The 11,338-nt window shown below is 65.2% G+C and carries 11 protein-coding genes; 8 read left to right on the top strand and 3 right to left on the bottom strand.

The window, feature by feature from the left end:
• The first annotated feature begins 362 nt into the window (after positions 1-362).
• Positions 363-1,442: a TauD/TfdA family dioxygenase gene (locus tag QU44_RS14420; protein WP_033923067.1), complete on the top strand. Its 1,080-nt coding sequence runs from the start codon at positions 363-365 to the stop codon at positions 1,440-1,442.
• A gap of 53 nt (positions 1,443-1,495) precedes the next feature.
• Here the strand turns inward: QU44_RS14420 and QU44_RS14415 are convergent, their stop codons facing one another.
• Genes QU44_RS14415 through QU44_RS14405 form a run of 3 tightly spaced genes read right to left on the bottom strand, consistent with a single transcriptional unit; the run spans position 1,496 to position 3,784 of the window.
• The gene (locus QU44_RS14415; protein WP_231621757.1) at positions 1,496-2,083 is read right to left on the bottom strand and encodes a nitroreductase family protein; all 588 of its coding nucleotides are present in this window, start codon (positions 2,081-2,083) and stop codon (positions 1,496-1,498) included.
• A 30-nt stretch (positions 2,084-2,113) separates the two neighbouring features.
• Complete coding sequence (locus QU44_RS14410; RefSeq protein WP_033923066.1) at positions 2,114-2,926, bottom strand: TauD/TfdA dioxygenase family protein; 813 nt, start codon at positions 2,924-2,926, stop codon at positions 2,114-2,116.
• 27 nt (positions 2,927-2,953) lie between these two features.
• Positions 2,954-3,784 (bottom strand): oxidoreductase, encoded by an 831-nt coding sequence (locus tag QU44_RS14405; RefSeq protein WP_033923065.1) that lies wholly within the window; start codon positions 3,782-3,784, stop codon positions 2,954-2,956.
• A 166-nt stretch (positions 3,785-3,950) separates the two neighbouring features.
• On the opposite strand from QU44_RS14405, the gene QU44_RS14400 reads away from it, so the two are divergent.
• The 7 genes from QU44_RS14400 (at position 3,951) to QU44_RS14370 (ending at position 11,323) form a co-directional block, all read left to right on the top strand.
• On the top strand, positions 3,951-4,952 hold the full coding sequence (locus QU44_RS14400; RefSeq protein WP_033923064.1) for a ribokinase: 1,002 nt from the start codon (positions 3,951-3,953) through the stop codon (positions 4,950-4,952).
• Positions 4,949-6,079, top strand: a complete 1,131-nt coding sequence (locus QU44_RS14395) for an LLM class flavin-dependent oxidoreductase (RefSeq protein WP_033923063.1) — start codon at positions 4,949-4,951, stop codon at positions 6,077-6,079. Before QU44_RS14400 ends, QU44_RS14395 begins: the two co-directional genes overlap by 4 nt.
• Complete coding sequence (locus QU44_RS14390) at positions 6,072-6,722, top strand: cysteine hydrolase family protein (protein WP_033923062.1); 651 nt, start codon at positions 6,072-6,074, stop codon at positions 6,720-6,722. Before QU44_RS14395 ends, QU44_RS14390 begins: the two co-directional genes overlap by 8 nt.
• A gap of 8 nt (positions 6,723-6,730) precedes the next feature.
• Positions 6,731-7,132 carry a VOC family protein gene (locus QU44_RS14385; RefSeq protein WP_033923071.1) on the top strand — a complete coding sequence of 134 codons (402 nt, stop codon included), beginning with the start codon at positions 6,731-6,733 and terminating at the stop codon, positions 7,130-7,132.
• A gap of 65 nt (positions 7,133-7,197) precedes the next feature.
• The gene (locus QU44_RS14380) at positions 7,198-8,604 is read left to right on the top strand and encodes an amidohydrolase family protein (RefSeq protein WP_033923061.1); all 1,407 of its coding nucleotides are present in this window, start codon (positions 7,198-7,200) and stop codon (positions 8,602-8,604) included.
• The gene (locus tag QU44_RS14375; protein WP_231621756.1) at positions 8,601-9,866 is read left to right on the top strand and encodes an MFS transporter; all 1,266 of its coding nucleotides are present in this window, start codon (positions 8,601-8,603) and stop codon (positions 9,864-9,866) included. The genes QU44_RS14380 and QU44_RS14375 overlap by 4 nt, the downstream gene beginning before the upstream one ends.
• On the top strand, positions 9,863-11,323 hold the full coding sequence (locus tag QU44_RS14370) for a peptidase M20 (RefSeq protein ID WP_231621755.1): 1,461 nt from the start codon (positions 9,863-9,865) through the stop codon (positions 11,321-11,323). The genes QU44_RS14375 and QU44_RS14370 overlap by 4 nt, the downstream gene beginning before the upstream one ends.
• The last annotated feature ends 15 nt before the right edge of the window (positions 11,324-11,338 follow it).

Raw genomic sequence — 11,338 nt, 5'->3', positions numbered from 1 at the left:
CCCCGCTGTTCAAATTCCCCGAACCACCTCTCTGGCGCATCTGTCTGTTCGTACATACAGTTACACCTTTCCCCCGTAATGACCCTTTTAACAGCATCGGCTCCCGACGTCCGAATCCTGGACAAGGATGATCGGTGGATCAGGTTCGCGAACCACATGGCAAGGCGATGTCATTCGCCGCCAGCGCCGTCCGCAATTGAGGGGCGGGCGAGCGAGATCCTTAGCGCTCGCCCGGATGATGAGCGGCAACCGAGAATGCTCGGTTCGTGAGCGAACCAAGGTTTCGGCACCTATGATCAAGTCCGGCAGTGCGATCCTGGTAGAAAGAAGCCACGATCCCTTGTTCGAACTGGAGTGCCGCGATGAGCGTGCTTGAAACCCTGCATCCGATCAGCACGGCCGCGGCATGGCGGGGCGATCGCCTCGCCGGTGGGGACGAGTGGATCTATCGGCTCTCGGTGGCGCAGGTCGACGAACTCGAGCGTCTTGGCACTGCCTTTGTGGAGGCAAGTTCCGATTTGCGGATCGTCGAGGCCAGCGACTATCCGCTGGTCGCCACCGCCGAAGCGGTTGCCGCCTGGCGGCAGGCGGTCGATTACGGGCGCGGGTTCGTGCTGGTTCGGGGATTGCGCACGCATCTCTATTCGGATGCGCTGTCGGCGGCGATTTACTATGTCCTGGGATTGCACATGGGCGATCCCATCCGGCAAAACGAGATGGGCGACGTAATCGACCATGTCTATGCCACGTCAGACAAGACGATGGATGACCCCACCGCGCGCTCGTCAAAGGTGCGCGACAAGCTGGTCTATCATTCGGACAGTTCGGATATCGTCGCGCTGATGTGCTTGCGACCTGCCCGCGAGGGGGGCCTGTCGTGCCTGGTGTCGGGTGCCGAAATCTACAACGAGATTCTGCGCCGCCGCCCGGACCTGGCCCCGTTGCTGTTGCAATCCTTCCATTGGGACTGGCGGCGACAGGATTCCGAGGCACCAGCCAATACCTATACCTCTCCGATCATCTCGATGGTCGATGGCGTGTTCAGCATGTATGCCGGGTCGCTCTATATCCTGACGGCGCAGGAATATCCCGGCGTGCCGCAATTGACGACCGACCAGATCGAGGTGCTTCGCCTGTTCGACGAGATCACCTACGAGCCCGGCATGGCGATCGAGATGGACTTTCGGCCGGGCGATATCCAGTGGCTGTCCAACTATGCCGCGCTCCATGCGCGCACGTCGTTCGAAGACTGGCCCGAACCGCAACGCCGCCGCCATTTGTTGCGGCTATGGCTGAGCAGCAAGACCGATCGTCCGGTAGTGGCCAATTTCGGCAAGAACAGCGTCGTCCAAGTGCGGACGGCACCACGCGCGGGGTTGGAGGAACATCCTGATGCGCGGTTCGACGTGCTGACGGCCGCCGTACCGCGGTTGATCGCCTGAGTGCTTGATGCTGCACCGCTTATGGTCGGCGACGATCAACGACCATATGCCGTTCAATCGGTGCCGAGGTTTCCCTCATAGACCAGTTCCTCAAGCGGGCGACGCCCGCTGAGCGCCCGAAGGCTTCCCTCCTGCGTGCGCGGATCGGCGACCCGCCCGATCGCTACCGCTGTTTCGATCCGATAGTCTTGCGAAAGCCGCAGCGCGGCGCGTGCCGCGTCATGGTCGAAGCCGGTCATCGCATGCGCCAAAAGCCCGTTTCGAACGGCTTGCAGCGCCAATTGTGCCCAGGCTGCGCCGGCATCGAATGAGTGGCTGTAGGATTCGCCCTTCGAGCGGCCTTCGCTGTCGCGCGAGAAGCGGTCCGATACGATGTACACCAGTGCCGATGCGCTGGCGGCCCAGGATCGGTTGAAGGGGACCAGCGTGTCGAGGAGCGACGCCCATTGGTCGGTGTCGCGCAGCGCGTAGACGAAGCGCCATGGCTGGACGTTATAGGCCGACGGTGCCCAGCGCGCGGCTTCGAACAGCGGCAGCAACGCTTCGAGATCGATCGAGCTGCCGTCGAATGCGCGGGGTGACCAACGCGCGGCGAACAGGGGATCGATGCCATAGGCAGGCATGCGAGGATTGTCGGGCAACATGAACAAGCTCCAGAGAAAAGGGGGCAGTCAGAACGGGCGGTCACCCCGAACCGTGATCCGGTATCCCGAACGCACCTGCGGGAAATAATCCCAGATCGCCGAATGCTGGACCGCGCGATTGTCCCAAAAGGCGATCGAGTGCGCGTGCCAGCGAAAGCGGCATTGATATTCGGGTCGCTGCACATGCTGGACCAGAAACGAGAGCAAGGCAGCGCTCTCGTCCTTGGGCAGATCATCGATCCGGGCGGTGAATTGCTTGTTGACGAAGATTGCCTTGCGGCGGCTGACGGGGTGGGTGCGGATCACCGGATGCGACGAGACGTTGAACACGGTGCCGGGTGGCGCAATCGCCCCGAACACGCGCGCCGCATCATGCGTCGCGGTCAGCCCGTCGAGATACACCTTCATCCGGTCGGACAGGCCCTGATAGGCCAGGAACATGTTCGAAAAGGCGGTGTCGCCGCCGGTTGGCGGCACTTCGACCATGTGCAGGATCGAGCCGAGTGGTGGTTCGGGATCGCAGGTCATGTCCGAGTGCCAATCTTCGCCCGCTACGAAGCGAGATTCGGCATCGGCGTGGATGCGCGTCACTTCGGGATGCCCGGGGACGGTCCAGGCGGCGGCGGCGGCGGCCAAATGGATTTCACCGAATACGCGCGCCAGCGCCTTGTGCGCGGCAAAGTCGATCGGTTGGTCGCGGAAGAACAGCACCAGATGATCGGTCAGCGCCTGGCGTAGTGCCGTCGCCGCAGCGGGATCGATCGGAGCGGTCAGGTCGATGCCGTGAATTTCGGCGCCGAAATGCGGGGTCAGTGGCTGGATGTGGATGCGATCAGACATGCCTGGAAAGGCTCCGGAACGAGGGGATCAGGCGGCGAAGCCGGTGGAACACGACAACGCTTCCCACCGCCGCATCTCGCCATCGACCAGTGCAAAATGCTCGCGTGCATGAGACAGCGAGTCTTCGCCCAGGAACAGGTGCAGCGGCGGTTCGGCGGCATCGAACGCGGCCAGCATGGCGGCGGCGGCCTTTGCCGGATCACCGCGCTCGTTGCCGCGACCGGCGAGCAGGCTGCGCTTCGACTGGCGCGCGCCATCGTCATAATCTGTGATGCTCGCCTCCGCCTCGGCCAGGCGCTTGCCGGCGAAACCGGTACGAAACCCGCCGGGCGCGACGTTGGTGACCCGGATGCCAAGCGGGGCCACCTCCTGCGCCAGCGTCTGACCGATGCATTCGAGCGCATATTTGCTCGCGCCGTACACTCCGGTTCCCCACCAGGGGGCAAAGCCGCTGAGCGACGTGATGTTGACGATATGGCCGGCCCGGCGCGCGCGCATCGCGGGCAGCATCGCCTGGATCATAGCGATCGCGCCGAACAGGTTGACGTCGAATAGTGCCTTGGCCTGCGCGATCGAGGTTTCCTCGATGGCCCCAACCATGCCGTAGCCGGCATTGTTGACGAGGATGTCAATTTCGCCGAGCGTGGCCTGCGCGGTCGCCACGGCTGCGGGCATCGCCACATGGTCACTCAGATCGAGGACGATGCCGGTCGATCGGCCAGGCGCTATCGCCGAAAACGCAAATGCGTCGACGGTGCGCCGCACGGTGCCGACGACGCGGTCGCCGCGTGCCAATGCGGCTTGCGCCAGCGCGCTGCCGAGCCCGCCGCTGACGCCCGTGATCAGCCAGTTCTTCAACCCGTTCCTCCAACCTGAAGGCGCAACGATAGGGTGGCTCTCGCCCGCCTGCTTGGCAGGGCGGGCCAGAAAACTTGGCGGGTGGCGCACGCCGCCCCCGACACGCTTGCGCCGTCGGTGCGGCTGGGCTTGGCTGGCGGTGCGACCGCAGCGAAGGAGTTGGCGAGTGGACATTCTGGTGCTGGGTTCGATCAATGTCGACGTGATCCTGCGCGTTGCAAGGCTGCCGGGGCCGGGCGAAACGATGCTGGCCACCGACCTGGCGCGCCTGCCCGGCGGCAAGGGCGCCAATCAGGCGGTAGCGGCCGCGCGGATGGGCGCGCGAGTGGCGATGGCGGGCGGCGTGGGCGACGACGCCGATGGCGACTGGATGCTGGATATTCTGGCCGAGGAGGGCATCGACCTGACCGGCGTGCGCCGCATCGCGAACCAGCTGACCGGGATGGCCATGATCGCGGTCGATACGGCGGGGGAAAACCAGATCGTGGTCGCGCCGGGTGCCAACGCTGCTTTCGTCGCGGCGCCGGCTCCTGAGCAGGCGGCGGCGCGCGTCATCCTTGCGCAGCTCGAAATCCCGGTCGAAACGATTGCCGCGATGTTCGCATCGACATCGAGCTTGCGCATCCTGAACGCAGCCCCGTTTGTCGCGGCGGCGGTGGAGCGGCTGTTCGCGCTGAGCGATATTCTGATCGTCAACCAGCATGAACTGGCGGATTATGTCCGCCTGTCCAATCCGAATGGGCAAGGCGAGCCTTTGGCGACCGATGCCGAAGCGATCGCCATCGCCGCGCGCATGTGGATCGTGCGGCCCGAACAGGTGGTCGTGGTCACGCTGGGCGCTGGCGGCGCGGTGGCGGTATGGGCCGACGCCCACGTCCATGTGCCCGCGATCGCGGTGACGCCGTTCGACACTGTTGGGGCGGGTGATTGCTTTTGCGGCGCACTGGCGGCGCTGGTGGCGCAGGGGGAAGATGTCGCCGTGGCTGTATCGTTCGCCAATGCCGCTGCCGCGCTGTGTACGCAAGCGACAGGCGCGGTGCCCGCAATGCCGCTGCGCGCAGCGGTAGCGGCAGTTCTGGCGGCCCAGCCAACAGAATATGCGCAACCGATCAAGAAAGCTGCCGGGGCTGGCCTACACTGGCTGCCAGTCCGGGGAGTTACAGAATGACAGCCTTGCCGATGCCGACCGCGTTCGATCTGCCTTCCGATGGCGGAGGCAAGGATCTCGGCGTGTTCCTGCCGATGGCCAATGGCGGGTGGATCATGTCGAAGAACGCCCCGCCGCTCGACGGATCCTATGTCTATAATCGCAAGGTTGCGGTGGCCGCCGAGGCGGCGGGACTCGACTTCGTCATGGCGATGGCGAAGTTCAAAGGATATGGCGGCGACATCCGCCAGTGGGAATCCTCGCTCGATTCAGTGGTCCTCATGGCCGCGCTGGCCGAAGCGACAAGCCGGGTGAAGGTGTGGACGACGATCCATACCATCCTGCAAAATCCCGGTGTTGCCGCCAAGATGATCGCCACGCTGGACCGGGTCAGCGATGGCCGCGCCGGTCTCAACCTGGTCACAGGTTCGTACCAAGGCGAGTTCGCGCAGTTCGGCGCGTGGCCCGAGGGGGTCGATCATGATGGCCGCTACGACCTGGCCTATGAATGGATCCGCGCGATCAAGCAGCTGTGGACGCAGGATTCGGTCACGCTGGAGGGCAAATATTTTCAGCTCGAAAATGCTACCTCGTGGCCCAAGCCGGTGCGGCAGCCCTTCACCGTATGCGCCGGCACATCGGCAAAGGGGATGCAGTTCACCGCCGACGAGATGGACGCGATCTTTCTGTCTGGCGGGGATCCGGTCAAATTGGGCGAAGCAAGCCGCGCGGCGAAGGAAACCGCGGCGCGCCAGGGGCGCTTCATGCGCACTTATTCGATGATGACCATCGTATTCGGCGATACCGACGCCGAGGCGCAGGCGACCGCCGACCATTTCCGCGCCGGGCTGGACGAGCAGGCTCTGCAGGGAATGCTGCGCGCCTATGGCTTTTTCGACACCGAGCAGGGCGGGAAGGAAAACGCCTTTGTCGAAAAGGCGCGCTCGACCTTCATGGCCCCCTATGTGCTGGGGACGGTGGACACGGTCATCGACAAGCTGACCGACCTGTTCGACGTGTCGGGCACCGATGGGCTGATGCTGATCTTCCCCGATTACCTGACCGGCGTTCCGCTGTTCGGCCAGGAAGTGCTGCCGGCGCTGCGCGAGCGGTTTCCGGGCCGGGTGTTGGTGCCGAGCCATGGGTGACGTCGCCGAGATTCCCCTCGCGTCGGCGGCCGATCTGCGCTCGATGCTCGAGCCGGGCCGCAGCGCGTTGGTGGTGGTCGACGTACAGATCGATTTCGCGGCACCGTTCGGGCTGCTGGGGCGGGTCGGTGTCGATCTGTCGAGTGTCGGGCCTGCGCTTGCCAACATCCAGGCGCTGATCGCGGCGGCGCGGTCGGTTGGCGTGACCACGGCGTTCATGCGCGTCGTGACCCAGCCCGAAACCGATTCGACCGCGCTGAAAACACTGATGATGCGCAAGGGGATGCCGGGCGGCGAAGCGATTTGCCGAATCGATGACGGGGGCTCCGACTATTACGGCGTCGATCCCGAGCCCGGCGACATCGAGATCGACAAGCTGATGTTCAACAGTTTCCATGGAACCGACCTGGACACGCAACTGCGCGCGCACGGGATCGACACGCTGGTGATCACCGGGTTCAGTACCGATTGCTGCGTCGACCAGACTGCGCGGGCAGCGTTTCATTTCGATTATCACGTCTTCATCGTGGCCGATGCCTGTGCCGCCTATGACGCGGCACTACATCGCCACTCGCTGCAGGTGCTCTACAAGAATTGCGCGTTGCTGGCGGCCAGTCGCGACGTGGTGGCGGCATGGTCGTGAAGGGAGACATGAAGGTGGACGCGATCACCTTCTTCGCGCGTGATCCGGCGATGCTGGCAGCATTTTACGCCGATGCACTGGGGTTGGAGACCGCGGTGGACGACCTGCCGCGCTATTGCGAACTCGCGGGCGGGGGGACGCGGATCGGTTTCGCCTATGACGGTGCCTATGCACTGTCGGGGCTGGGCGACGAGGCTTGCCCGGTCGGACTGCGCTCGATCATCACCTTTGGCCCGTTCGAAGCCGCCGCGATCGAGGCGGCCGTCACCCGCGCGGTCAATGCTGGGGCGACGGTGGCCCGGCCGCCCTATGCGACGCATTTCGGGCGATTGATGGCGGTGTTGCGCGATCCTGAGGGCAATGCCTTTCGGCTGAACGCCGATCTGCCTGGAGAGAGCGCCGATCCCTAGCGGATCGGCCGCGCGCAGACCTGGCCCGCGCCGGGCCCCCCTTCCGATCACGCATTCGAGGTAGCATGGACCATCCTGAACCGATCACCGCCGACCTGCTGATCAAGAACAGCTGGGTCGTGACGATGGATGCGCAGCGCCGGATCTATCGCAACGGCGCGTTGGCGATCGCGGGCGACCGGATCGTCGCGGTGGGGCCGTCGGACGTGGTGGAGCAGGCGGTGGTAGCGCGCGAGGTGATCGACGGCACGGACCGGTTCGTGGTGACTCCCGGTTTCGTCAATTGCCATGTGCATATCACCGGCGAACCCATCACGCGCGGCAGCGTGCCCGACGATGCCGATTGGCGCACCAACGTGTTCGACTGGCTGATCCCCGCCTATCTGGCGCAGTCGGTGCAGGACGAGCAGGTATCGGCGACGCTGGCGGCGCTGGAAATGCTCCGCACCGGGACGACCTGCTTCGTCGAGGCGGGGACGATCCTGAACCTCGACGCGGTGGTCGAGACGCTGGCGAGCACGGGGATTCGCGGGCGAGTGGGCCAATGGGTGCAGGATCGGGCTTATGCGCCCGATCAGGATCAGGCGACGCTGACCCGCGAGGCAGTCGCCACGATCGAGGCCGAATTGATGCGCCATCCTACCGCGGGCGAGCCTCTGCTGGCTGCGTGGCCCTGCCTGGTCGGGCACGACACCGCGACCGACGATCTATGGCGCGAAGCGACCGCGCTTGCCCGCGAGCATGGGGCCGGCGTCACCGCGCACATGAGCGCCGACCCCGCCGACCCCGAATATTACCTCGCGACCACCGGGCGGCGCGCGATCGCGCATCTGGGCGACATCGGCGTGCTTGGGCCGCAGCTTTCGCTGACCCACGCGATTCACCTCGATGAAGAGGAAGTGGCGGCGCTGGCCGACAGCGGCACCAACATCACCCATTGCCCGATGACCGCGATGAAAGGGGCCTATGGTGCCACTGCGGTCGGCCGATTCCCGGAAATGGCCGCAGCGGGGGTCAATTTGCAACTGGGCACCGACGGCAACAACAACGGCAATGCCGCCGATCTGATGCGCGCGATGTTCGTGACGGCAGGCCTGTTCAAGGACTCGCGCCGCGACGCCAGCCTGTTTTCGGCGTATAGCGTGCTCGAGATGGGCACCATCAACGGCGCGAAGGGCGCTGGGCTTGGGGCCAGCATCGGCTCGCTCGAACCCGGCAAGAAGGCCGATTTCGTGCTGCACGATCGCAACCGCCCCGAATGGCGACCGCTGCTGAACGTGGTCAACCAGCTAGTCTATTCGGCCGACGGACGCGGCGTACACAGCGTGTGGGTGAACGGCAGGCGCGTGATCGACCATTATCGCTCGACGCTGATCGACGAAGAGAAGCTGTACCATGCCGTCGAGGTCGCAGGCGCGGGCCTGCTCGCGCGGGTGAAGCAGACCACCCCCAGCCTCTGGCCAGTATTGTGAGCCGCACCGGCGACACCGCGCGAAGCGGCGTGCTGGTGGCGTGCACGGTCGGCAATGCGGTGAGCATGACGCCCGCGATCCATGCGGTGTTCGGGTTGTTCCTGCTGCCGTTGTCAGAGGCTTTCGGCTGGCCGCGCGCTTCGATTTCAGTGGTGCTCGGCATCATGGCGCTGACCGGGGCGGTCGTTTATCCGCTCGCCGGGCGTGTCGCCGACCGCCACGGCGCCCGCCGGGTATTGATCCCGGGGCTGGCACTGTTCGGGCTGGCGGTGGCGGCATTGTCGCTGACCACGGCTTCGCTGGCGCAATTCTATGCGACGTTCCTGGCGATCAGCCTGTTCGGCAGCATCGCATCGACACCGATCTATTCGAAGGTCATCGCCGACTGGTTCGATGCCGGGCGCGGCACTGCGCTGGGGATCAGCGCGGGCCTGGGCAACGGCGTGGGTGCCGTGCTGTTTCCGGTGGTCGCTGCGATCGTGGTGGCCAATCATGGCTGGCGTGCGGGCTATCTGGCGGTGGCGGCGATGGTGCTGCTGATCGGATTGCCGACGCTGCTGATCCTGCTGCGCGACGCGCCAGGCGCGGCGGCGGCGCGGGGCGAGCGGGGCGATGGGGCAATCGGTGGCGGTCCCGGCCTGGCACTGGGCGAGGCGATGCGACGGCCGCATTTCTGGGTAATCCTGCTGGCTATTGCTTCGGGTGCGGGATGCACCACCGCGATCTTCAGCCATGTCGTTCCGATCCTGACAGATCGTGGCTATGCGGTCGCACTGGCGACCGCGGTGCTGAGCGTCTTTGCGCTGACGACATCGGCATGGCAGATCGCAAGCGGGCGCATTCTCGATCGGGTACAGTCGCCGCAGGTGGTGATCCCGATGGTGGCGATGGCGATCATCGGGCTGGCGCTGTTGCAATTCGGTGATGGCAGCGCGGTGCTGATTGCCGGGGGTTTGTTGCTGGGAATCGGGATGGGCGCGCAATATGGGGCGCTGCCTTATTATGTCGCGCGCTATTTCGGCACCCGCGCGTTCGGCGCGATCATCGGAGTGATGTATTCGGCGGTGATCGCCGCGCAGGGCGTGACCCCGGTGCTGTTGGACTACAGCTTCGACACGCAGGGAAGCTATCGCATCGCCATCATCGCCGCGTGTGCGGCGCTGACCGCAAGCGCAGCCTTGCTGCTGCTGCTGCCGCGCTACGGCACTGCCGACCTGCCGGAGGAGGCCAGCGAAGCGCCGCTGGCGATCCAGCCAGCGTGACCCAAGGGACAGGCCGCGACCCCGATGCAGGACCGATGTTCATGACCGGCGATCCCGATCCGCCAGCAGTGCCGTTTGCCGACGCCTCGCTTGCCCCCTACCGCGTCAGCGAGGCCGAGCGCGATGCGATCGCGGCGGCGATCGACAGCGACGAACTGGTGGCGCTCGCGCTGGCGCTGGGCAATATCCCGGCACCCTCGCGCAGCGAGGCAGCGGCGGCGGAGTTCGTGTTCGAATGGCTGGCACGCGAGGGGTTTCGACCGCGCAAAGTGGGTGCCACGCCCGACCGTCCGAACATCATTGGCGAATATGGCGGCCATGGCACCGGACCCAATTTGGTGATGACCGCCCATCTGGATACCGAAAGCCCCAGCGGGATCGCGCATCAGGACCGTTTCCGTTATCGCCCCGCCACCCTGGCCGATCCCGAATGGACGCAATGCTGGCTGGATGAGGATGGCAAGCTGCGCGGCTATCCGATCTCGAACGACCGGGGGCCGATGTCGTGCTTCATGATCGCGGCGAAGGCACTGAAAAAGGCCGGGATCGCGCTGGCGGGCAAGACCTGGCTGACCGCGTGCCCGGGGGAAATCGGGCCGGAGCCGATCGAGGAATATGAAGGCGTCGCCTATCTGGGCAAGGATATTGGCGCGCATTATCTGTTTCACCACGGCGGCATCGCCCCCGATTATGCCATCGCCGCCGAAGGCACTGATTTCGGCGTGACCTGGAACGGGTGCGGCTATGCGCTGTTTCGCATTCAGATCTATGGGAAGGGTGTATTCACGCCGATCCTCGAAGCGCCCGAAGACGCGGCGGATCATCCCAACCCGATCTATCGGCTGGGGGCGGTGATCGAAGCGCTGCACCGCTGGGGGCGGACATGGGAGGCAGGCGCGGTCCGCGACGCCCGCGGCGGTCGCTCGGTACCCAAGGTACAGATCGCATCGGTTCGTGGCGGCGCGCCGATGGATTTCGGGGCAGGGACCGAGGTTTGCGCGCTCTATCTGGATGTGTCGCTGGGGCCGCGGCAAAAGGCGGCGGACGCGATGCACGGAATCGTCGCGGCGATGCGCGGGATCGAGCTGGACGACTTTGACGTAGATCCCGTGGTGGTGCGGCATGGTTTCGAGGCGGACGATACCGAAGTCGCCCCGCTGGTGGGTGCGGTGGATGCTGCGACACGCCTGGCGCGCGGCACCCCGGTCGAGCGCGCAAATCCGGTCTATTCGAGCATGTGGCGTGACCATAATGTCTTCAACATGCAGCGTATCCCGGCAATCACCACCGGGATGCCGCGTTGGCGCCCGACGCCCGCCGACATGGCGTCGAGTGCGCTGATCTATGCGCTGACCATGCTGGCGGTTTGCGGCCGTGTAACCGGCGCGGTGGACGGGGACGCGCCGACATCGGTGTACGGTAATGACGCAACGCCGTTCGGACGCGCAGGAGAATAGGATTGACCGCCTTCG

Origin of the sequence: Sphingomonas sp. 37zxx (assembly GCF_000786205.1) — a bacterium.
In the GTDB taxonomy this organism is placed as follows: Bacteria; Pseudomonadota; Alphaproteobacteria; order Sphingomonadales; family Sphingomonadaceae; genus Sphingomonas.
Note: the sequence above shows the minus strand (reverse complement) of the source record. Positions and strands in the feature narration are given on the sequence as shown.

Coding starts and splice junctions, on each gene's coding strand:
- QU44_RS14420 (WP_033923067.1), top strand. CDS start 363: ATGAGCGTGCTTGAAACCCTGCATCCGATCAGCACGGCCGCGGCATGG.
- QU44_RS14410 (WP_033923066.1), bottom strand. CDS start 2,926: ATGTCTGATCGCATCCACATCCAGCCACTGACCCCGCATTTCGGCGCC.
- QU44_RS14395 (WP_033923063.1), top strand. CDS start 4,949: ATGACAGCCTTGCCGATGCCGACCGCGTTCGATCTGCCTTCCGATGGC.
- QU44_RS14390 (WP_033923062.1), top strand. CDS start 6,072: ATGGGTGACGTCGCCGAGATTCCCCTCGCGTCGGCGGCCGATCTGCGC.
- QU44_RS14385 (WP_033923071.1), top strand. CDS start 6,731: ATGAAGGTGGACGCGATCACCTTCTTCGCGCGTGATCCGGCGATGCTG.
- QU44_RS14380 (WP_033923061.1), top strand. CDS start 7,198: ATGGACCATCCTGAACCGATCACCGCCGACCTGCTGATCAAGAACAGC.